Annotated in this window: 22 protein-coding genes and 1 pseudogene; 18 read left to right on the top strand and 5 right to left on the bottom strand. The window is 66.8% G+C overall.

Annotated elements, in window-relative coordinates; translation table 11 throughout:
• Positions 1 to 89: 89 nt before the first annotated feature.
• The 8 genes and pseudogenes from ddfA to ABDZ81_RS00295 form a co-directional block, all read left to right on the top strand.
• On the top strand, positions 90 to 401 hold the full coding sequence (ddfA, locus tag ABDZ81_RS00330) for a DdfA family disk-determining factor (RefSeq protein WP_343771808.1): 312 nt from the start codon (positions 90 to 92) through the stop codon (positions 399 to 401).
• Between the two features lie 87 nt (positions 402 to 488).
• The gene (locus tag ABDZ81_RS00325; RefSeq protein ID WP_343771807.1) at positions 489 to 1,136 is read left to right on the top strand and encodes an AIR carboxylase family protein; all 648 of its coding nucleotides are present in this window, start codon (positions 489 to 491) and stop codon (positions 1,134 to 1,136) included.
• Positions 1,137 to 1,283: 147 nt separating this feature from the next.
• Positions 1,284 to 1,691: an NADH-quinone oxidoreductase subunit A gene (locus ABDZ81_RS00320; RefSeq protein WP_343771806.1), complete on the top strand. Its 408-nt coding sequence runs from the start codon at positions 1,284 to 1,286 to the stop codon at positions 1,689 to 1,691.
• Entirely contained in the window at positions 1,688 to 2,395 is a 708-nt protein-coding gene (locus ABDZ81_RS00315; RefSeq protein WP_343771805.1) for an NADH-quinone oxidoreductase subunit B, read from the top strand. Before ABDZ81_RS00320 ends, ABDZ81_RS00315 begins: the two co-directional genes overlap by 4 nt.
• Positions 2,392 to 4,077, top strand: a complete 1,686-nt coding sequence (locus ABDZ81_RS00310) for an NADH-quinone oxidoreductase subunit D (RefSeq protein ID WP_343771804.1) — start codon at positions 2,392 to 2,394, stop codon at positions 4,075 to 4,077. Before ABDZ81_RS00315 ends, ABDZ81_RS00310 begins: the two co-directional genes overlap by 4 nt.
• Complete coding sequence (locus ABDZ81_RS00305) at positions 4,074 to 5,153, top strand: complex I subunit 1/NuoH family protein (RefSeq protein WP_343771803.1); 1,080 nt, start codon at positions 4,074 to 4,076, stop codon at positions 5,151 to 5,153. The genes ABDZ81_RS00310 and ABDZ81_RS00305 overlap by 4 nt, the downstream gene beginning before the upstream one ends.
• Positions 5,150 to 5,611 (top strand): NuoI/complex I 23 kDa subunit family protein, encoded by a 462-nt coding sequence (locus ABDZ81_RS00300; protein ID WP_256392373.1) that lies wholly within the window; start codon positions 5,150 to 5,152, stop codon positions 5,609 to 5,611. Before ABDZ81_RS00305 ends, ABDZ81_RS00300 begins: the two co-directional genes overlap by 4 nt.
• 146 nt (positions 5,612 to 5,757) lie before the next feature.
• A pseudogene (locus tag ABDZ81_RS00295) lies at positions 5,758 to 5,832 on the top strand (NuoI/complex I 23 kDa subunit family protein); the annotation flags it as partial.
• 30 nt (positions 5,833 to 5,862) lie between these two features.
• On the opposite strand, the gene ABDZ81_RS00290 reads toward ABDZ81_RS00295, so the two are convergent.
• Both ABDZ81_RS00290 and ABDZ81_RS00285 read right to left on the bottom strand, forming a co-directional pair.
• Positions 5,863 to 6,294 (bottom strand): type II toxin-antitoxin system VapC family toxin, encoded by a 432-nt coding sequence (locus tag ABDZ81_RS00290; protein ID WP_343771802.1) that lies wholly within the window; start codon positions 6,292 to 6,294, stop codon positions 5,863 to 5,865.
• Positions 6,294 to 6,533, bottom strand: a complete 240-nt coding sequence (locus ABDZ81_RS00285; protein ID WP_343771800.1) for an AbrB/MazE/SpoVT family DNA-binding domain-containing protein — start codon at positions 6,531 to 6,533, stop codon at positions 6,294 to 6,296. The genes ABDZ81_RS00290 and ABDZ81_RS00285 overlap by 1 nt, the downstream gene beginning before the upstream one ends.
• Positions 6,534 to 6,777: 244 nt before the next feature.
• On the opposite strand from ABDZ81_RS00285, the gene ABDZ81_RS00280 reads away from it, so the two are divergent.
• From ABDZ81_RS00280 to ABDZ81_RS00245, 8 genes are all read left to right on the top strand, one after another.
• A complete protein-coding gene (locus ABDZ81_RS00280; RefSeq protein ID WP_256392372.1) occupies positions 6,778 to 7,053 on the top strand; it encodes an NADH-quinone oxidoreductase subunit J in 276 nt (91 codons plus the stop codon).
• 33 nt (positions 7,054 to 7,086) lie between these two features.
• Positions 7,087 to 7,437, top strand: coding sequence for a proton-conducting membrane transporter (locus ABDZ81_RS00275; protein WP_343771799.1), 351 nt, complete (start codon positions 7,087 to 7,089; stop codon positions 7,435 to 7,437).
• Complete coding sequence (gene nuoK / locus ABDZ81_RS00270) at positions 7,434 to 7,739, top strand: NADH-quinone oxidoreductase subunit NuoK (RefSeq protein WP_343771798.1); 306 nt, start codon at positions 7,434 to 7,436, stop codon at positions 7,737 to 7,739. Before ABDZ81_RS00275 ends, nuoK begins: the two co-directional genes overlap by 4 nt.
• Before the next feature lie 3 nt (positions 7,740 to 7,742).
• Positions 7,743 to 9,761 carry an NADH-quinone oxidoreductase subunit L gene (nuoL, locus tag ABDZ81_RS00265; RefSeq protein ID WP_343771797.1) on the top strand — a complete coding sequence of 673 codons (2,019 nt, stop codon included), beginning with the start codon at positions 7,743 to 7,745 and terminating at the stop codon, positions 9,759 to 9,761.
• Positions 9,758 to 11,299 (top strand): complex I subunit 4 family protein, encoded by a 1,542-nt coding sequence (locus ABDZ81_RS00260; protein WP_343771796.1) that lies wholly within the window; start codon positions 9,758 to 9,760, stop codon positions 11,297 to 11,299. The genes nuoL and ABDZ81_RS00260 overlap by 4 nt, the downstream gene beginning before the upstream one ends.
• A gap of 2 nt (positions 11,300 to 11,301) precedes the next feature.
• Complete coding sequence (locus tag ABDZ81_RS00255) at positions 11,302 to 12,834, top strand: NADH-quinone oxidoreductase subunit N (RefSeq protein ID WP_343771795.1); 1,533 nt, start codon at positions 11,302 to 11,304, stop codon at positions 12,832 to 12,834.
• A 120-nt stretch (positions 12,835 to 12,954) separates the two neighbouring features.
• Positions 12,955 to 14,532 carry a DHH family phosphoesterase gene (locus tag ABDZ81_RS00250; RefSeq protein WP_343771794.1) on the top strand — a complete coding sequence of 526 codons (1,578 nt, stop codon included), beginning with the start codon at positions 12,955 to 12,957 and terminating at the stop codon, positions 14,530 to 14,532.
• 78 nt (positions 14,533 to 14,610) lie between these two features.
• On the top strand, positions 14,611 to 15,408 hold the full coding sequence (locus tag ABDZ81_RS00245) for a CBS domain-containing protein (protein WP_343771793.1): 798 nt from the start codon (positions 14,611 to 14,613) through the stop codon (positions 15,406 to 15,408).
• Positions 15,409 to 15,436: 28 nt separating this feature from the next.
• On the opposite strand, the gene ABDZ81_RS00240 is transcribed toward ABDZ81_RS00245, so the two are convergent.
• From ABDZ81_RS00240 to ABDZ81_RS00230, 3 genes are all read right to left on the bottom strand, one after another.
• Entirely contained in the window at positions 15,437 to 16,693 is a 1,257-nt protein-coding gene (locus ABDZ81_RS00240; protein WP_343771792.1) for a Glu/Leu/Phe/Val family dehydrogenase, read from the bottom strand.
• Between the two features lie 159 nt (positions 16,694 to 16,852).
• Positions 16,853 to 17,716, bottom strand: a complete 864-nt coding sequence (locus ABDZ81_RS00235) for an HpcH/HpaI aldolase/citrate lyase family protein (RefSeq protein ID WP_343771791.1) — start codon at positions 17,714 to 17,716, stop codon at positions 16,853 to 16,855.
• 105 nt (positions 17,717 to 17,821) lie between these two features.
• Positions 17,822 to 18,898 carry a S1C family serine protease gene (locus ABDZ81_RS00230; protein ID WP_343771790.1) on the bottom strand — a complete coding sequence of 359 codons (1,077 nt, stop codon included), beginning with the start codon at positions 18,896 to 18,898 and terminating at the stop codon, positions 17,822 to 17,824.
• A gap of 106 nt (positions 18,899 to 19,004) precedes the next feature.
• On the opposite strand from ABDZ81_RS00230, the gene ABDZ81_RS00225 reads away from it, so the two are divergent.
• Together ABDZ81_RS00225 and ABDZ81_RS00220 are read left to right on the top strand one after the other, a co-directional pair.
• A complete protein-coding gene (locus ABDZ81_RS00225; RefSeq protein ID WP_343771789.1) occupies positions 19,005 to 19,184 on the top strand; it encodes a DUF7331 family protein in 180 nt (59 codons plus the stop codon).
• A 104-nt stretch (positions 19,185 to 19,288) separates the two neighbouring features.
• Positions 19,289 to 19,615: a DUF7322 domain-containing protein gene (locus ABDZ81_RS00220; RefSeq protein WP_343771788.1), complete on the top strand. Its 327-nt coding sequence runs from the start codon at positions 19,289 to 19,291 to the stop codon at positions 19,613 to 19,615.
• Positions 19,616 to 19,647: the final 32 nt, after the last annotated feature.

The raw sequence follows: 19,647 nt of genomic DNA, 5'->3' as shown, positions 1-19,647 counted from the left end.
CTCCGACCCTAGATGAATAGCCTCGTTCGATTGGCGGGGGTGTAGATGTAGGTGCAACGCCCTTCCCGGACAACCGTGTACGATGGTTCGTGACACTCAACGTTTCCCCCGACGACGCGGACGCCGACGCAGCCAGCCTCACCGAACGGATCGTCGAGTCGACCACAGACGTTGCCGGAGCCGACCCGCTCGATCTCCCGCCGCTGTACGATGCGGTCGATCCCGACGCGCTCGAGGCGCTGTACGACCGCGACGGCGCAGACGGTCCCGAGGTGGAGTTCACGTACGCGGGCTGTGGCGTGACGGTCCGCGGCGACGGCAGCGTCAGCGTCACGCCGGAGCCGATAGGCGCCGGCGAGTCGGCGGTCGTCGAGGGGGCGTCGCTGTCGCCGGACTGCTGAGCGGGCGGAGTCCCGGAACGTTCTCCGACGCAACGACGACGAGTCGAACCCAAAACGTACATTGACCGGTTGTCCGTTCTCTCCCGTATGACCGGATCCGAGGAGGTCGAGGCGTTAATCGACGAGCTCCGAGCGCAGGCCGAACAGGATCGCGACCCCGAGACGACGCCGGACGTCGGGATCATCATGGGCAGCGACTCCGACCTCGACGTGATGATGGGCAGCGAGGAGGGCCGGGGCGGCGCGTACGACGCGTTCGTCGACGAGCTCGGCTTCGAGGAACAGACCGACTACGAGGAGCCGCCCGAGAGCCGATTTACGTTCGAGACGTTCGTCGTGTCGGCCCACCGAACGCCGGAGCTGATGTACGCCTACGGCGAGACCGCCGCCGATCGCGGGATCGACGTGATCATCGCCGGCGCGGGCGGGAAGTCCGCCGACCTGCCGAACATGACGGCCTCGATCGCCTACCCGCTCCCGGTGATCGGCGTCCCCGTCCAGGAGAAGTCGGTCGACTCGGTGATCGGGATGCCCCAGGGCGCGCCGCTGACGGCCGTCGACGCCGGGAAGTCGTTCAACGCGGCGCTGTCGGCCGCCCAGATCCTCGCGCGCGAGCACGAGGAGGTTCGGGAGCGGCTCGTCGAGTACCACGAGGGGCTGCAGGACGACGTCGGCGTCGTCTCGCGGGAGCTCCACGAACTCGGGACGCCGGCGTTCCGCGAGCGTCGGGAGTAGCCGGTTCCGGGGCAGTCTCCTCCGCCGGCGGTCGACTCGGCTCGGCCGGCCGCAGAACCGGCCGACGCCGCGCTGGCGGGCGGAAACGGAAGAATCAACCCTTATATGGGTGCGTTCCTAAGCTCCGGACGTCACGGAGAACATCGTATGTCATGGATAGCAGTCGGCGCGCTGGCGCTGGTGGCCGTGCTGGTACCGCTCAGTATGCTGGCGGTATCGTGGCTGCTGCGACCCAGCGTGCCCGAAGACAGTAAACGCGCCACCTACGAGAGCGGCGAGATCCCGACAGGGGGGACGCGCATCCGATTTAACATCCAGTACTACATGGTCGCGCTCCTGTTTGTCGTCTTCGACGTCGAGACCGTGCTCATCCTCCCCTGGACGGTCGTCTACCAGTCCGCGATCGAGCAGGTCGGACTCGCGCGCGCCCTCGTCCCGATGCTGGTGTTCGTCGGCATCCTCGTCGTCGGCCTCGTCTGGGCCTGGCGCAACGGCGCAGTCAAGTGGGCCCGCAGCACGCGGGTCGAAGACCGGTCACGGAAGATTGAACAATGAGTAGCGACACACCACGGGAAGCGATTACCGGGAGTACAGACCCGCTAACAGAGACCCGCGAGGCGCGGATGGGGTCGGAGGCGGACGATCGGTTCAACTCGAAGCTCCGCGAGGCGATGGGGGCGTCTCCGTTCATCCTCACGAAGTTCGACTCCTTCATGAACTGGGTGCGGGGCTCCTCGATGTTCATGCTGCAGTTCGGGATCGCCTGCTGCAGCATCGAGATGATGCACACCTACGCGGTCAAGCACGACCTCGACCGCTTCGGCTCCGGCGTCCCGCGAGCGTCGCCGCGCCAGGCCGACGTGATCATCGTTCCGGGGACCATCGTCTCGAAGTTCGCCCCGCGCATGAAGCGCGTCTACGACCAGATGCCCGAGCCCAAGTTCGTCGTCGGCATGGGCTCGTGTACGATCTCCGGCGGTCCGTTCCAGGAGGGGTACAACGTCGTCAAGGGGGCCGAGGAGGTCATCCCGGTCGACATCCAGATCCCGGGCTGTCCGCCCCGGCCCGAGGCGCTTATCTACGGCGTCGTCAAGCTCCAGGAGCGCGTCGCCAACGGCGAGTCGGCGCCGGTCACCGTCAAACCCTACGAGTTAGAGCAGTTCGGCGATCTCCCGCGCGACGAGATCGTCGACGAGCTGGCCGACCAGATCGACGAAGAAGAGCTCGTGATGCGGTACAACTGGGCTGATTCACCATGAGTCGGTCGGAGCTCCCCGACACGCCCGAAGTCGGCGTCGACGAGGGCGAGGTCGACTACGACGAGCTCGAAGCGCTGCTCGGCGAGAGGGTTCTGGAGCGCGAGGATCACATCAACGCCGGCGGGTTCGTTATCCGGCCGGACGACGTCCAGGACGTGCTCTCGACGCTGCGCCACGAGGCCGGCTTCGATCACCTCTCGAACGTCACCGCACAGCAGTACGAGGACCGCTACGAGTCGATTTATCACCTCAAGAAGTACGACGATCCGACCCAGGAGGTCAACGTCATCGTCCCGACGCCGACGGACGAGCCGGTCAGCGAGAGCGCCGAGCCCGTCTTTCGGACGGCGGAGTGGCACGAGCGCGAAGCCTACGACCTCGTCGGCATCGAGTACGAGGACAATCCCGATCTCCGGCGGATCCTCCTACCCGAAACCTGGACGGGCCACCCGCTGGGCGGCGACTACGACCAGACCAAGCCGCAGGTCGTCTCGCTGACCGAGCACGCCAACCCGCTGCAGGACGATCACAAGGTCGAGAACGACGACGACGGGACCGACACGATGTTCCTCAACATCGGTCCCCACCACCCCGCGACCCACGGCGTCCTCCACCTGAAGACGGTGCTCGACGGCGAGCAGGTGCTCGACGTCGATCCGGACATCGGCTATCTGCACCGCTGCGAGGAGCAGATGTGCCAGCAGGGCACCTACCGCCACCAGATCATGCCCTACCCCGACCGCTGGGACTACATCTCGGCGGGGCTGCTCAACGAGTGGGCCTACGCGCGCACGGCCGAGGACCTCGCGGATCTCGACGTTCCCGAGTACGCCCAGATCATCCGGACGATGGGCGCCGAGCTCTGTCGGATCGCCTCGCACCTGCTCGCGCTCGCGACGTTCGCGCTCGACATCAACGGCGACTTCACCGCGACGTTCATGTACGCGATCCGAGAGCGCGAGAAGGCCCAGAACATCCTCGAGGATCTGACGGGCCAGCGCCTGATGTTCAACTACTTCCGGCTCGGCGGTGTCGCCTGGGACCTGCCGGAACCCCGCGAGGAGTTCTTCGAGAAGACCCGCGACTTCACGAACGGGCTGCCCGAAGCCTCCGAGGAGTTCCACAACCTGCTCACCAACAACGAGATTCTGCAGGCCCGGACGATCGACACCGGCGTTCTGGAGCCCGAGGAAGCGAAGCAGTACGGCGCGACCGGCCCCGTCGCTCGGGGCTCGGGCGTCGACTACGACCTTCGACGGGACGACCCCTACGGCTACTACGACGAGCTCGACTGGGACGTCGTCGTCGAGGACGGCTGCGACAACTTCTCGCGCCTGCTCGTCCGCATGCGCGAGGTCGAGGAGTCCGCGAAGATCATCGACCAGTGCGTGGATCTGCTCGAGGACTGGCCCGAGGAGGAGCGCAACATCCAGAGCAACGTCCCGCGGACGATCAAGCCCGACCCCGACACCGAGATCTACCGCGCGGTCGAGGGCGCGAAGGGCGAACTCGGCATCTACATCCGATCGGACGGCACCGACAAGCCCGGCCGATTCAAGATCCGCAGCCCCTGCTTCTCGAACCTGCAGACGCTGCCGGAGATGTCCGAGGGCGAGTACATCGCCGACCTGATCGCCTCGCTGGGTAGCCTCGACATCGTGCTCGGGGAGGTGGACCGATGACGGCGCCGCTCCAGTCGGCGATGATGCCCGAGCAGCTGGCGAACTGGCTCGGCCTCGACGCCTACGGCGGCGCCGGGACGTTCGTCGCCGGCATCATCGCCTCGGCGCTGATCGCGACGCTGATGCTGACCAACGCCGCGCTCGCCGGCCCGTGGGCCAAGCGGAAGATCACCGCCGCGTTCACCGACCGCATCGCCGTGAACCGCCACGGCCCGTTCGGCCTGCTGATCATCGTGGCCGACGCGGTTCGGCTGATGTCCAAGGAGCTGATCGTCCCCGAGGGCGCCGATCGCCCGGCCTACGACATCGGGCCGATCCTCATCGCGTTCTCGGCGCTGTTCGCCTTCGCGGTGATCCCCTTCGGCACGCTGGGCGGCATCAACTTCCAGATCGCCGACCCCGAGATCGGGCTGGTGTTCGTGTTCGCGATCGCCTCGATCGCGAGCGTCGGCCTGGTGATGTGCGGCTACGCCTCGAACAACAAGTACTCGCTGCTGGGCGGGCTGCGCGCGGTCGCGCAGAACATCGCCTACGAGATCCCGCTGATCGTCACCGCGGCGTCGGTGGTCATCTTCTCGGAGTCGCTCCAGATGAGCACGATCGTCGCGGCCCAGACCGAGACGCTCGTCACGATCGCCGGCATCTCGATCCCGTCGTGGTACGCGTTCGTCAACCCGTTCGCGTTCGTGCTGTTCCTGACGGCGAACCTCGCGGAAGTCGGGCGGAACCCGTTCGACACGCCCGAGGCGCCGACGGAGATCGTCGCCGGCTATCAGACGGAGTACTCCTCGATCTACTTCGTGCTGATCTACCTCGGCGAGTTCGTCCACATCTTCCTGGGCGGCGCCATCGTCGCGGTCGTCTTCCTCGGCGGCCCCGCCGGACCGGTGCTGCCCGGACTGGTGTGGATGCTGATCAAGATGTGGGCCGTGTTCCTGTTCACCCAGTGGGCGCGGTCGGCGATTCCGCGGGTCCGCATCGATCAGCTCATCGAGATCGGCTGGAAGGGCCTGCTGGTCCTTTCGTTCGCTAATCTGGTGCTCACGGCCGTAATCGTGGGGGTGCTAACGCTATGATCGGACTCCTCAAATCGATGGCGACGACGATGAAGCACGCGCTCGACGGCAACACGTTCACCGTCGAGTACCCCGAAGAAGCGCCCGAAGTGTCGCCGCGGTTCCGCGGCGTCCACAAGTTCAGCCAGGAGCGGTGCATCTGGTGTCGGCAGTGCGAGAACGTCTGCCCGAACGACACGATCCAGATCGTCACCGACGAGCAGCGCAACGGCGAGCAGTACAACCTCCACATCGGCCAGTGTATCTACTGCCGGCTGTGCGAGGAGGTCTGCCCCGTCGACGCGATCCTGCTGACCCAGAACTTCGAGTTCACGGGCGACACAAAGGACGACCTGGTGTACAACAAGGAGCAGCTCAAGTCGGTGCCGTGGTACAAAGACATCGACCCGCTGAACTCGCGCGAACCCGACCGGGACGCCTGGATCGGGGAAGGCGAAGGCGAAGTCGACTACCAGTAATCATACGACGGGCGCCATCGGCGCGAGTCGTTTTTCCGGACGCGATCGAGCGAAGCGAGTAGAGCGTCCGGTTTTTTGGCCCAGATTTTTCGAGGAGAGGTGCGCGAACGCAGTGAGCGCACCCGACGAAGAAAAAGGTGGCATCCGACCCACTGAACTCGCGCGAACCCGATCGGGACGCCTGGATCGGCGAGGGCGAAGGCGAAGTCGACTACCAGTAGCGTAGTTCAGCTTTTCTTCGGCGATTCGGTTTATTGTTCGTACGGGTTTTCCGCCGTCGTCAACCGGGTGATCTCGTCGAACCGATCGAAGTCGTCGTCGAAGCTGTAAACGAACTCCGTCTCGGTCCGTCGCATGTGTGCGACGAGGATCGCATCGGTTATTTCGACTCCCTCGTGACGCCGAAACACGGTTCGACCGCGAGCCAAGTCCTCACGCGCGAGATGACGTATCCGGAAACCGCGACTCTCTTCGAGAAATGTCAGGGTCTCCACGGCGCGGTCGTGACCGGCACGCTTCGAGAGGGGGTTGAGAATTTCCGGCAAGGTGTAGTTCGTCACTACGCCTCTCGGGAGGCTACCAGTGTCCATCGCTTCGACGATCGTCGCTGCTTGATCGTGATACTGATCCTGAGCACTCCGGAACGCAAAGATGACGTTAGAGTCGACGATAGCGTCGGCCATCAGGACCAGTCGTACTCGTCTGTTACCTCTACAGCGTCCGTTTCTCCCATGTCGACAGGATTGAGGTCGGACGCCGCTCCGTGACGTTCGCGGACGATTTCGGCCACGAGGTCGCCGTTGTCGTCGGCGTGCCACCGAAGCCGATCGCCGGGTTCCAAATCGAGGTGCTCACGGATAGTCTTCGGAATAGTCACGGCGAAGCTTTCGTTGACCGTGGTTTCGTTCTCGTCCGTCGCCATATGAGGCGATAGCCGCTCTGCACGCATAACAATTATGCCGGTAATTGTCCAGCGCGTGAGGTCCCCTCCTGTGCGCGCGAGCGACGACGAAGTGCGTCGCCATCGCTCGGCCGACCTGACACGGCGATATCGCCCTCGACTTCCCGCTCTGAGCCGGGACAGTCGACCGAAACTCGGCCGTCGCGGGGTCGCTCTCCGAACAGTCTCGAAATCTTCAAAGGGCATCCGCGACGAGAGGGTACTAATGGCACTTGATTACATCGCGTTCGCGCTGTTCGCGCTCCTGACCGTCGGGAGCAGCGCCGGGGCGGTGCTGGTACGTGACGTGTGGCACGCCGCACTGTTCCTCGGCGTCGCGCTGGTCAGCGTGGCGGGGTTCTACATCATGCTGCAAGCCGAGTTCCTTGCAGTGATCCAGATCCTCGTGTACGTCGGCGGCGTGTTGATCCTGATCACGTTCGGCGTGATGCTGACCCGCGGGCGCGAATCGGACGAGGAGGTGATGCGGCATGGTAGCTGACGGGACGGCCGGCCGCACTCGGAGGTGGTGTCGGTGACAAAGCCCGAGTTCGACGTCGGCTCGCACCTGCTTCCGGGCCTCGTCGCGGTGGCGCTGTTCGCCGTCATGGCGACGGTGTTTCTCACCGCCGGCTTCGCCGATCCCGCCGGGTTCGGCGACGCCTCCGTGATGGAGGCGATCGGCTTCGCGCTGCTGAACGTCGACGTCGCGGACGGCGTTCCGGTCGAAGGGTTCCTCGTCGCCTTTATCCTGATCGCGGTCGCGCTCGACGCCGCGCTCGACGGGGCGATCATGCTCGCGCGCCGCGAGGAAGACGACGACCTCACGTCGGCGCTGAAGACCGACGGGGGCGACGACCGCACCGGACGGGGTGAGGACCGATGACGGTCCCGATGAACTACTACCTGGTGCTGTCGGCCGCGGTGTTTTGCATCGGGCTGTTCGGCATCCTCACGCGACGGAACGCGCTGATGTTCCTGATCTCCGTCGAGTTGATGCTCAACGCCGCGAACATCAACCTGATCGCGTTCTCGTACTTCCACGGGAACCTCACCGGGCAGGTGTTCGCCCTGTTCACGATCGGACTCGCCGCCGCGGAGGTCGCCATCGGCATCGGGATCATCCTGGTGCTGGTGCGGAACTTCCGCGACGTGGACGTTCGGAAGGCTACGACAATGAGGTGGTAACAGATGGCTTACGAATACGTTCCGGCGATCGCCGCGCTTCCGTTCGTATCGTTCCTGCTCGCGCTGGTCGCGGGCAAGTATATGCCCAAAGGCGGCGCGTTCGGGGGGATCGCCGCCACGGCCGGGTCGCTGATCCTGTCGGTCCTGACGCTCGTTCAGGTCCGGAGCAACGGGTCCTACCAGGAGACGCTGTACACGTGGGTTGACGCCGATCCGCAGCTCACGTTCGGCATCCTGATCGATCCGCTGTCCTCGCTGATGCTGGTGATCGTCTCGCTGGTCGCGCTGCTGGTCCACGTGTTCAGCTTGGGCTACATGAACGACGAGGGCGAGACGGGTCTGCCCCGGTACTACGCCGGACTTGGGCTGTTCACGTTCAGCATGCTCTCGTTCGTGTTCGCCGACAACCTGCTGATGGCGTTCATGTTCTTCGAGCTGGTGGGCCTGTGCTCGTTCCTGCTGATCGGGTTCCACTTCCGCACGGAGAGCGCGCCGTCGGCGGCGAAGAAGGCGTTCCTGGTCACCCGCTTCGGTGACTACTTCTTCCTGATCGGCGTCGTCGGCATCCTCGCGACGTTCGGCACGACGCAGTTCGCGGGCGCGGAGTCGTTCCCCGCGCTCGCCGAGCAGGCGCTCAACGGCGAATACCAACCGGAGACGTTCCTCAACTTCGACGTCCAGACGTGGTTCACGATCCTCGGACTGCTGGTGCTGGGCGGCGTCGTCGGCAAGTCCGCGCAGTTCCCGCTCCACACCTGGCTCCCCGACGCGATGGAGGGCCCGACGCCCGTCTCCGCGCTGATCCACGCCGCGACGATGGTCGCGGCCGGCGTCTACCTGGTCGCGCGGATGTACGGCTTCTACGCGCTCTCGCCGACCGCGCTGGCGATCATCGCGTTCGTCGGCGGCTTCACCGCGCTGTTCGCGGCGACGATGGGCGTCGTCAAGAACGAGCTCAAACAGGTGCTGGCGTACTCGACGATCTCGCAGTACGGCTACATGATGCTCGCGCTGGGGTCGGGCGGCTACGTCGCCGCGGTCTTCCACCTGATGACCCACGCGTTCTTCAAGGCGCTGCTGTTCCTCGGCGCCGGGTCGGTGATCATCGCGATGCACCACAACGAGGACATGTGGGACATGGGCGGACTCAAGGACAAGATGCCCGTGACCTACGCGACGTTCCTCGCCGGCTCGCTGGCGCTCGCGGGCATCTTCCCGTTCTCGGGCTTCTGGTCGAAGGACGAGGTGCTCTACGAGGCGCTCGTCCACGGCCTGGAGAGCCCGCTCCTGCTCGCTGCGTGGGCGATGGGCCTGCTCGCGGTGTTCTTCACCGGGTTCTACACCTTCCGGATGGTGTTCCTCACGTTCCACGGCGAGCCTCGCTCGGACACGGCGCGCGACCCCCACGGCGTTCGCTGGAACGTCAAGGGGCCGCTGGCCGTGCTCGGGACGCTGGCGGTCGTCGCCGGCTTCGTCAACATGGTGCCGGTCCAGAAGGTGCTGGACATCGAGGGGATCGACTTCCTGCACGGCTGGCTCGACAGCCAGACGGGCGAGTTCTCGGCGCTGTCGGCCCACCACTACGGCGGCCTGATCCCCTACTCGTCGGGGACGCTGTTCGGCTCCGAGGTGGCGACGGTGCTCGTCTCGGCCGGCCTGTCGCTGGGCCTCGCGCTCGCCGGCGTCGGGCTGGCGTACTTCCTGTACAACGTCTCGCGACCCGAGCCCCACACGGAGAACCTCGGATCGGTGCGCGAGATCCTGTTCAGCAACTACTACCTGGACGAGTTCCAGGTGTGGCTCGCCGAGGGCGTGACGCTGCCCGCGGCTCGCAGCGCTGACACGTTCGACCAGGGCGTCGTCGACGGCGTCGTCAACGGCGCCAGCAGCGTCAGCCTGTTCAGCGGCGAACGGGTGCGACGCATCCAGACCGGCATCGTGACGAACTACGCGGCGCTGCTCGCGCTGAGCCTCGTCGTGCTTGTGGTTGCCTTCGGCCTCGCCGGAGGGTGGTTACTATGATGATCGAAGCGCTCATCGCAGTCTGTCTGGTCGGCGCGGCCGCGGCGTTCCTGGCGCCCGATAGGTACGCCGGCCGCCTGGCCTTCGGAGTGAGCCTGCTCCCGCTGGTCGGGAGCCTGTTCATGTACAGCCAGTTCGACGCCAGCGGGAACGCCCTGCTCGCGTCGTCCGAGAACGTCGCGTTCTACACGCGCACGACCTGGATCGAGGTGGGCGAGCTGTTCCGGCTCGACTGGCACGTCGGGCTGGACGGCATCAGCATGCCGCTGCTCGCGCTCACGACGATCCTGACGAGCCTGGCGATCGTCAGCGCCTGGACGCCGATCGACGAGCGCCAGTCCCAGTTCTACGGGCTGGTGCTGTTCATGGAGGCCGCGCTGATCGGCGTGTTCGCCGCGCTGGACTTCTTCGTCTGGTTCGTCTTCTGGGAGGCCGTCCTGATCCCGATGTACTTCCTCATCGGCGTCTGGGGCGGCCCGCGCCGGAAGTACGCCGCGATCAAGTTCTTCGTCTACACGAACATCGCGTCGCTGGTGATGTTCATCGGCTACGTCGCGCTGGTGATCGGCCTCGGCATCGACACGTTCGACATGGCCGACGTCGCGCAGGCGCTGGTCGTCGACGGCGCCGCGCCCGACGCCTTCCCGGGCGTCTCCGCGGACGCGCTCAAGACGGCCGTCTTCTTCGCGATGTTCGCCGGGTTCGCGGTGAAGGTGCCCGTCGTCCCGGTCCACACGTGGCTGCCCGACGCCCACGTCGAGGCGCCGACGCCGGTGTCGGTGCTGCTGGCGGGCGTCCTCCTGAAGATGGGGACGTACGCCCTGCTCCGATTTAACTTCACGATGCTCGCCGACATCGCCGCCGAGTTCGCCTGGCTGCTGGCCGGGCTCGCGGTGGTGTCGGTGATCTACGGGGCGATGCTGGCGCTGGCCCAGCAGGACCTCAAGCGGATCGTTGCGTACTCCTCCGTGTCGTCGATGGGGTACGTGATTCTGGGACTGGTCGCCTACACCGTCTACGGCGTCGGCGGCGCGACGTTCCAGATGGTCAGCCACGGTCTGATCTCCGGGCTGATGTTCATGGCGGTCGGCGTCATCTACAACACGACCCACACCCGGATGGTCGGCGACATGTCCGGGCTCGCCGACCGGATGCCGATCACGACAGGCATCTTCCTCGCGGGCGCCTTCGGCTACATGGGCCTGCCGCTGATGAGCGGGTTCGCGGCCGAGTTCTACGTGTTCGCGGGCGCGTTCGGCGCCACCGAGTCGATCGGAACGTTCGCGCCGGTCTTTACCGCGCTGGCAATGTTCGGCATCGTCATCGTGGCGGGCTACCTGCTGTTCGCGATGCAGCGGACCCTGTTCGGGCCCTTTAGCCTGGAGACGGACTACGAGGTGACGCGGGCGCCGTTCCACGACGTCGCGCCGCTCTTTGCCCTGCTCGGACTCGTCATCCTGCTGGGCGTCGCGCCCGAGATCGCGTTCGAGATGATCCGTGACGCCGTCGGGGCGATCCCGGCGGTGGGAGGTGCATAACAATGGCAGAAGTAGCTATCTCAGACCCCGACACGTACAAGGTGCTCGCCCCGCTGTTGCTGCTGGTCGGGGCCGCGATGCTCGCGTTCCTGATCGACAGCGTCGACCCCGACTCGACGAACTACCGGCTGGTCGCCGGCACGTCGATCGCCGGCACGCTCGCCGCGCTGGGCGTGACGATCTGGTACATCGCGATCGGCGTCGGCGTCGCCGGCGACCCCGAGGAGGCGGGCGTCCAGGGACTGTTCGAGCTGTTCGGTGGCTCGCTGATCGTCGACCAGATGGCGCTGCTGTTCGTCGCCGTGGTCACCAGCGTCACCGCGCTGGTGCTGGTGGCGAGTTACGACTACCTCGAGGACCAGCCCCACGCCGGCGAGTTCTACTCGCTGGTGCTGCTGGCCGCGACCGGGATGGCGACGATGGCGATGGCCGACAGCTTCGTCACGGCGTTCATCGCGCTGGAGCTGGCGAGCCTGCCGTCGTTCGCGCTGGTCGCGTTCCTCAAGGACAACCGCGGCAGCGTCGAAGCCGGGCTGAAGTACTTCCTGATCGGCGCGCTGTCGTCGGCGATCTTCCTCTACGGCATCAGCCTGGTGTACGTCTCGACCGGTCGACTCCAGTTCGGCGAGATCGCGACCTCGGTCGCCGAGGGCGGGTTCGACCAGGGCATCTTCGCCATCGGCGTGCTGATGATCGTCGGCGGACTCGCCTACAAGACCGCCTCCGTCCCGTTCCACTTCTGGGCGCCGGAGGCCTACGAGGGCGCGCCCGCGCCGATCAGCGCCTTCCTCTCCTCGGCGTCGAAGGCCGCCGGCTTCGTGCTGGCGTTCCGCGTGTTCGTCGAGGCGTTCCCGATCGCGTCGGTCGCGAACGGGATCGAGTGGATGCTCGTGTTCCAGGTGCTGGCCGTCGTGACGATGGTGCTCGGTAACTTCGCCGCGGCCGTCCAGGACAACGTCAAGCGGATGCTGGCGTACTCCTCGATCGGCCACGCGGGTTACGCGCTGATCGGACTCGCCGCGCTGACCGGCGGCGGCGCGTACAACGACTTCGTGCTCGGGAGCGCGATGCTCCACCTGCTGGTGTACGGCTTCATGAACACCGGCGCGTTCCTGTTCATCGCGCTGGCCGAACACTGGGAAGTCGGTCGCACGTTCGAGGACTTCAACGGGCTGGCGACGAAGGCGCCGGTCGCCTCGCTGGCGATGACGGTGTTCCTCTTCAACCTCGCCGGCCTGCCGATCGGCGCCGGGTTCATCAGCAAGTACTTCCTGTTCGGTTCGGCGGTCACGAACGGGATCTGGTGGCTCGCCGCCGTCGGCGCGATCACCAGCGCGCTGTCGCTGTACTACTACTCGCGGCTGGCCAAGGCGATGTGGATCGAGGATCCGGCCGACGACCTCCGGATCGAGAGCCAGCCCGTCGGGCTGTACACCGCCGTGATCGCCGCGGCGGTCGTCACCGTCGCGCTGCTGGTCGCGTTCAACCCCGTCGTCTCGACGGCCGTCGACGCCGCCGGCGCGCTGCTGGCCTGACGCCGTCGCTTCGCTCGCGGCGTCTCGACGCTGCTGTTGGTCGCTTTTTCGCCGTGCGCGGGCGCCTTTCATCGTCGCCGGAGACGGTAGGTTTTAACGACAGGCCCGGATACGACCGGTATGGTCACCCGGCTCGTCCTGGGGAGCGGCGCCGTCTGCCAGGCGCTCGTCGATCGGACCGCCGAGAACGGTCGCTCTCTGCACATCGTAACGGACGACGCCGGCCGAACGGACACGCTCCGGGGTGACAACCGACGCGTCACGGAAACCGATCCGGCCGATCCGGAGGAACTCGAAGCGGCCCAGCCGACCGCCGACGTGGTGTTCGTCGGCAGTGACGAACCGAGTCAAAACGCCGCCATCGCGCGGGCGGCCCGTACCGTCTACCCCGGCGCGATGATCGTCGCGTACACGGGCTACCGACCGACCGACGCCGACCGCCGGCGGATCGAGCGCCACGCCGACCGGCTGATCGACCCTGGCGTCGCCACCGCCTCGCGCGTGCTCAACGTCGTGTCCGGCGAGACGGGCGAGCGAACCCGGAAGCTCAGGCGCACGCTACGCGACGTCGACGGGCCGCTCGCCGTCGTCGCCCACGACAACCCCGATCCGGACGCCATCGCCAGCGCGCTGGCGCTGGCCCGCCTGGCCGACGCGATCGGCGTCGACGCCCAGGCCTGTTACTACGGAGAGATCACCCACCAGGAGAACCGCGCGCTGGTCAACCTGCTCGATCTGGACCTGCGCCAACTCGACGCCGACGACCCCGACCACTTAGAGGAGTTTGCGGGGTTCGCGCTGGTCGATCACAGCCGGGCGGGCGTCAACGACCAGCTTCCCGAGGATCTGCCGATCGACGTCGTCGTCGACCACCACCCGCCGCGAGGGCCGGTCGACGCGGAGTTCGTCGACATCCGAAGCACCGTCGGGGCGACGAGCACGCTCCTGACGGAGTACTTCGCGGAGTTCGGCGTCGAGATCGACGAGACGGTCGCGACGGCGCTGCTGTACGGCATCCGTATCGACACCTGGGACTTCACCCGGGAGGTCGCCCAGTCGGACTTCGAGGCCGCCGGGACGCTCGTTCCCCACGCCGACGTCGGACTGTTGGAGCGCGTCGAGTCGCCGAGCATCTCGGGCGATACCCTGGAAACCGTCGCCGCCGCGATCAGGAACCGCGAGCGGAAGGGCTCGATACTGACGAGCTTCGTCGGAGAGCTGTCGGATCGCGACGCGCTGGCCCAGGCGGCCGACAGGCTGCTCGACATGGAGGGCGTGACGACGACGGTCGTGTTCGGGCTGCTCGACGGCGTCGTGTACGCCTCCGCGCGGGCGCAGGGTTCGGAGCTCGACCTCGGCGAGACGCTCCGGCTCGCCTACAACAGGATCGGGAGCGCCGGCGGCCACACCGACATGGCCGGCGCGCAGATCCCCGTCGGGATGCTGGCGACCGCCGACGAGGACGGCGAGGCGACCAACGACGCGATCGAGTCCGTGCTCAGAGAACGCTTTTTCGACGCGCTGCGCGAACGCCCGTTCGAGCTGCCCAACGAGTACCTCTCGGCGGTCTCGGAGTTCGAGTTCCCGCTGCGGTCCGAAGACGGCCACGAGGAGCTCGCGCCCGAAGGATCGGTGGGGGCGGACGCGCCGTCGGAGCGCACGCCGCCGGACGGCGAGAGCGAACGCGGCGACGAGTGAGCGACGGGCCGATGCGAACGGAGCGACTTCGGACGGGTCCGAGACAGGTTTTTCGGTAGGGGAACCGTTGTGGCGGCCATGGGCATAGCCGGCACCACCGGGAACGCGCGGGTGCGCGAGTACATGACGCAGGACGTCGCGACTGTCGCCCCCGAGGACACGGTGGGCGACGTCGCGGTTCGCATCGCAGAGAGCGACGAGCACAGCGGCTTTCCAGTCTGTGACCGCCGTCAGGTGGAAGGGTTCGTCAGCGCACGGGACCTGCTGCTGGCCGACGACGACGCGCACCTGTACGAGGTGATGACGACGGACCTGATCGTCGCTCACCCCGAGATGAAGGTCAACGACGCCGGACGCGTCATCCTGCGCTCGGGAATCCAGAAGCTCCCGGTCGTCGACGACGCGGGCCACCTCGTCGGGATCATCAGCAACGCCGACGTGATCCGCAGCCAGATCGAGCGGGCGACGCCCGAGAAGGTGGGCAAGCTGATGCGGACGCTGGAGAACATCCACGGCGTCGAGCTGCGCCAGGAACGTCGCGAAGTTGCGCTCGACGCCCTGACGCCGACCCAGGGCGAGGTGTACGCCGACGAGCTCGAGGGGCGTCGGTACGAGCTAGAGCGGGGACTGGCCGAGCCGCTGGTCGTCATCGACAACGCGGGCGAGCTGTTGCTCGCCGACGGCCACCACCGCGTGCTCGCGGCCCACCGGATCGACGTCGACGAGATGGACGCGTACGTGATCGTGATCGACGACGAACTCGATCTCGGAATGCAGCGTACGGCCGACCGCGAGGGCCTGGCCGAACTCGACGACGTCGAGGTCGTCGACTACGCGCGGCATCCGCTGGTCGAGACGACCGAACGCCTGCAATAAAAAAGGGAGTGCCGGTCGAGAGCCCAGCTCAGGGCCAGTTGCCGGACTGCTCGTAGGAGTCGACGACGCGCTGGATCGCGACGACGTAGGCAGCGACGCGCAGGCTCGGCAGGTCGTGTTCCTCGTAGGCGTCGACGAGGGTGTCGAACTGCTCGACGATGATGTCCTCGAGTTCCTCGTTGACGCGCTCCTCGTCCCAGTAGAAGCGCTGGCGATTTTGGACCCACTCGAAGTACGAGACGGTGACGCCGCCCGCGTTCGCGAGGATGTCGGGGACGACCAGCACGTCTTTGTCCTCGAGAACGTCGTCGCCCTCGGGCGTGATCGGCCCGTTGGCGGCCTCGGAGATCACGTCGGCCTGAATGTCGTGAGCCAGCTCCTCGTCGATGGCGTTCTCCAGCGCGGCGGGGACCAGCAGGTCGACGTCGAGCGTCAGCAGCTCCTCGTTACTGAGCTCCTCGTCGGCCTCGCTGTAGCCGACGACGCTGCCGGTCTCGCGCTTGTGCTGCTTGGCGTCGACGGGGTCGAACCCGTCGGCGTTGTAGATGCCGCCGCTGGAGTCGGAGACGGCGACGACGTCGGCGCCCATCTCGTCGATGAGCTTCGCCGTGATCCAGCCGGCGTTTCCGTACCCCTGCACGGCGACGGTGGCACCCTCGACGTCCTTGTCGAGGTAGTCGAACGCCTCGCGGGCAGCGATGACCGTCGATCGGCCGGTCGCCTCGACGCGGCCCGCGCTGCCGCCGCTGGAGATGTCCTTGCCCGTGATGACGCCGGGCTCGGTCGTGTTTTCGAGGGTCTCGTACGTGTCCTTGATCCAGTTCATCTCCCGCTGGCCCGTGTTGACGTCGGGCGCGGGGACGTCCTTGTCCTCGCCGATCAGGGGCGTGATCTCCTCGGCGAAGGCGCGGGTGATGCGCTCGAGCTCGCTCTCGGAGTACTCGTCGGGGTCGATGATGATGCCGCCCTTGCCGCCGCCCAGCGGGATCCCGACCGTCGCGGTCTTGTAGACCATCCAGCCCGACAGGGCGCGTACCTCGTCGCGGGAGACCTGCGGGTGGTAGCGGATGCCGCCCTTGTAGGGGCCTCGATCGCCGTTGAACTGCGAGCGGAACGCCTTGAACACCTCGATGGTGCCGTCGTCCATCTCGACGGACAGGTTCGTCTCCAGCACGCGCTCGGGGTGCTTGAGACGCTCGATCACGTCGTCGCCGACGTCGAGGTACTCCGCGGCCTCGTCGATCTGTTCTTGTAGGCTCTCGAACGGGTTGACTTCCTCTGCCATACGTCGGAATGATCGGAGGTGAGGGTTAAGAGTAGCGGTATTCAATGCTCCTTGATAGTATATGTATACCCAAAGAGGGTATTATGATATATGTATATTCAAAGATCTAAGTCTCGGTTATACACTTCCAGCGATCGGCACCGAGGGGCGATCTGAACCCTATCGATCGCCGCCGTCGAGATACTCGTCGGGAGCGCGTTCCAGCGCGCGCTCGGCCTGTCGGAGCAGCGGCGCGTCGATCATCTCGCCGTCGACCTCGAACGCGCCGGGCGCGTCGGCGTCGTCCGGACGTTCGTCCAGAATCCGCCTGGCCCACTCGATGCGGTCGGGGTCCGGCGTCATCGCGTCGTGGATCGTCCCCACCTGGACGGGATGGATCGCCAGCTTCCCGTCGAACCCGAGTTGCCGGGCGACGGCGGCGTCCTCGCGCAGCCCCCGTTCGTCGTCGATCGTCGTGTAGAGCGTGTCGATCGCGTCGACGCCGGCGGCTCGCGCCGCCACGACCACGCGCTCGCGGGCGTACAGTACCTCCGTCCCCTCCTCGGTTCGAGTAGCGCCGAGGTCGGCCGCCAGATCCTCGGCGCCGAAGATCAGCGCGTCCGTCGGGTCGGCGGCGGCGATTTGAGGGGCGGCGAGGACGCCGGCTGCGGTTTCGACGAGCGCCAGCACCGGCAGGTCGCGCCCGCGATCGACGGCGGCCGCGGCGAGATCGGTCACCGACGCGGCGCCCGACGCCTTCGGCAGGACGAGCGCGTCGATCGACGCCGCGCTTTCCCCGTCGAGGACGGCGTCCAGATCGGCTCGACCGTCGGGGAGCGGGTTCACGCGGACGCAGACCTCGCACGCCGGATCGAACTCGGGATCCGCGAGCGTTTCGGCGACGGCGTCGCGGGCCTCGTCTTTCCGATCGGGCGCGACGGCGTCTTCGAGATCGAACACGACGGCGTCGGCGCCCGACGCCGGCGCCTTCCTGAGCATCGACGGGCGGTCCCCCGGCGTGAACAGCACGCTCCTCCGTGCCATGGTGGCAGTTGATACCGAGCGGGCAAAAGTGTACGTTCGGTCGTCGTCGCGGAGGCCGGGGGACTTGCGGGAGTAGCGGCGGCGACAGCGGACGCGCCGTATCGATCACACGGCGTCGGACGGCCGTCCCGGGCGGACGCCGAGTTCGACCTCGACGGTCCGTTCGGTTCCGTCGCGCAGGACCCGGCACTCGACCGTATCGCCGGGAGCGGCGTTTAGCGCGAGGTAGCTTCCGAGGTCCTCGGTGGTCACGACCTCGGTGGCATCGATCTCGACCAGCACGTCGCCATCCGTCCGCACGCGGGCGCCGTCGACGGCCGCCGACCCGGTCGCCGGTCGGAGCCGCTCCGCGGCGGGCCCGCCCGGCGCGACGTCCACTACGAGAATCCCCCGAGCTTCGTCGAGGTCGTTCGCCGCGGCGACGGCCGGCGTGACCGGGGTGAGCGCGACGCCGAGGTACGGGTGTCGATAGTTCCCCGACTCGATCAGCTCGGGGACGACCCGGCGCGCGAGCGGCGCCGAGATGCCGAAGGCGATGTTGTCGCCGCCGCCCGAGTTGATCACCGCGAGCACGCCGCCGTCCAGCGACACCAGCGGACCGCCGCTGTTGCCCGGGTTCACCGCGGCGTCGGTCTGGATGCCGTCGGGAATCCGGAACCCGGTCGGCGCCGGAATCGAGCGGTCGACGCCGCTGACGATCCCGGTCGTGACGGTTCCGTCGAGCGAGTAGGGACTGCCGATCGCGACGACCTCCCGGCCGACGACCGCGGGCTCCTCGGCCAGTGCGAGCGGCTCGACGCCGTCGGGGAGGTCGTCGAGCGCGACCGCGGCCAGGTCGCTGTGCGGATCGACGCCGACCACCTCGCCCGAACGCCACTGCCCGTCCCGGAACTGCACGTCGACGGCGTCGGCCGTCCCGACGACGTGAGCGTTCGTGACCACGTGGTGCTCGTCGTACGCGAATCCCGACCCCTGTCCGCCGGGCGCTCGGATCAGCGCGACGGCGTCTGCGACGTCCCGGTACACCGCTGCGTAGGGGCTCTCGGTCGACGCTTGATCTGCCTGCTCGGGGTGCTGGGGCTGTTCGGCCTCGGTCCTCGACCCACAGCCGGCGAGAGCGGTCGTCAGCGCGGCGCCGCCCAGCGCCAGAACCCGTCGCCTGTCGATTGGGCGCTCTGACATTTCGAGCCCACTAGGAATTTCTGATACTAAAGCGCTGGCCGGTTCGGTGGCACGGCAACAAAGCATATATTGTGGTACTACATACCAAGCCCCAGAGGTGACGCAAATGTCCGACCACCCGGAAGCCGGCCAGTGGGACAGCGCGACGACCGGAGCGACGCAGCCGCGGGGCGCCGAGAGCGTCGAGCGCTACGAGACCGACGACGGGACGGTGTTCTTCGACGCGCAGAACCCGCTCGCGTGGGTGGAGGCGTCCGTCACACTCTCGCTCGCCGAGCAAGTGTAACGGCCTGATCCCCGCCCGCTCCTCTATCCTCTTCTGCCGGGCGGCTTCTCCGCCGCTCGGCGTTACGGGACGCTTTTTGTGCTCGGCCTCGAAGTACCGCGATAGTGTTCGACGAACCGGCCGACGAGGAACCGGACGAGGTTGCTCCGGAGGAGGAACTGGACTTCGACGTCGTCGATTCCGAATCGACGCTTCCCCCGGAGATTCCGCAAGCGCCCGAACCGCCGCCGGCGTCGGAAGCCTCCGAGGAGCTCCAGAAGATGTTCTGGAGCGTCGTCGTGCTGCTGAACCTCGCTATTCTCGCGGCCAGCCTCGGCGTCATGTACATCATCTTCCGCGGCCGGCTCCAGCTCGGCGGCGGGCTGATTCTGGTCGGTCTGCTGGGCGGTCTCCACGCGTATCGAATCTACCGGCGCTACGAGTACGAGTAGCCCGCGACGCCGGCGACGAGGCCCCCGTAGCG

It is taken from the genome of Natronoarchaeum mannanilyticum, assembly GCF_039522665.1.
Lineage (GTDB): Archaea > Halobacteriota > Halobacteria > Halobacteriales > Natronoarchaeaceae > Natronoarchaeum > Natronoarchaeum mannanilyticum.
This window is presented reverse-complemented; position numbering and strand designations above follow the sequence as displayed.

Excerpts from the sequence above, each read along its gene's own strand:
- ABDZ81_RS00325 (WP_343771807.1), top strand. The coding sequence starts at position 489 with ATGACCGGATCCGAGGAGGTCGAGGCGTTAATCGACGAGCTCCGAGCG.
- ABDZ81_RS00320 (WP_343771806.1), top strand. The coding sequence starts at position 1,284 with ATGTCATGGATAGCAGTCGGCGCGCTGGCGCTGGTGGCCGTGCTGGTA.
- ABDZ81_RS00315 (WP_343771805.1), top strand. The coding sequence starts at position 1,688 with ATGAGTAGCGACACACCACGGGAAGCGATTACCGGGAGTACAGACCCG.
- ABDZ81_RS00310 (WP_343771804.1), top strand. The coding sequence starts at position 2,392 with ATGAGTCGGTCGGAGCTCCCCGACACGCCCGAAGTCGGCGTCGACGAG.
- ABDZ81_RS00305 (WP_343771803.1), top strand. The coding sequence starts at position 4,074 with ATGACGGCGCCGCTCCAGTCGGCGATGATGCCCGAGCAGCTGGCGAAC.
- ABDZ81_RS00300 (WP_256392373.1), top strand. The coding sequence starts at position 5,150 with ATGATCGGACTCCTCAAATCGATGGCGACGACGATGAAGCACGCGCTC.
- ABDZ81_RS00290 (WP_343771802.1), bottom strand. The coding sequence starts at position 6,294 with ATGGCCGACGCTATCGTCGACTCTAACGTCATCTTTGCGTTCCGGAGT.
- ABDZ81_RS00285 (WP_343771800.1), bottom strand. The coding sequence starts at position 6,533 with ATGGCGACGGACGAGAACGAAACCACGGTCAACGAAAGCTTCGCCGTG.
- ABDZ81_RS00280 (WP_256392372.1), top strand. The coding sequence starts at position 6,778 with ATGGCACTTGATTACATCGCGTTCGCGCTGTTCGCGCTCCTGACCGTC.
- nuoK (WP_343771798.1), top strand. The coding sequence starts at position 7,434 with ATGACGGTCCCGATGAACTACTACCTGGTGCTGTCGGCCGCGGTGTTT.
- nuoL (WP_343771797.1), top strand. The coding sequence starts at position 7,743 with ATGGCTTACGAATACGTTCCGGCGATCGCCGCGCTTCCGTTCGTATCG.
- ABDZ81_RS00260 (WP_343771796.1), top strand. The coding sequence starts at position 9,758 with ATGATGATCGAAGCGCTCATCGCAGTCTGTCTGGTCGGCGCGGCCGCG.
- ABDZ81_RS00255 (WP_343771795.1), top strand. The coding sequence starts at position 11,302 with ATGGCAGAAGTAGCTATCTCAGACCCCGACACGTACAAGGTGCTCGCC.
- ABDZ81_RS00250 (WP_343771794.1), top strand. The coding sequence starts at position 12,955 with ATGGTCACCCGGCTCGTCCTGGGGAGCGGCGCCGTCTGCCAGGCGCTC.
- ABDZ81_RS00245 (WP_343771793.1), top strand. The coding sequence starts at position 14,611 with ATGGGCATAGCCGGCACCACCGGGAACGCGCGGGTGCGCGAGTACATG.
- ABDZ81_RS00240 (WP_343771792.1), bottom strand. The coding sequence starts at position 16,693 with ATGGCAGAGGAAGTCAACCCGTTCGAGAGCCTACAAGAACAGATCGAC.
- ABDZ81_RS00235 (WP_343771791.1), bottom strand. The coding sequence starts at position 17,716 with ATGGCACGGAGGAGCGTGCTGTTCACGCCGGGGGACCGCCCGTCGATG.
- ABDZ81_RS00230 (WP_343771790.1), bottom strand. The coding sequence starts at position 18,898 with ATGTCAGAGCGCCCAATCGACAGGCGACGGGTTCTGGCGCTGGGCGGC.
- ABDZ81_RS00225 (WP_343771789.1), top strand. The coding sequence starts at position 19,005 with ATGTCCGACCACCCGGAAGCCGGCCAGTGGGACAGCGCGACGACCGGA.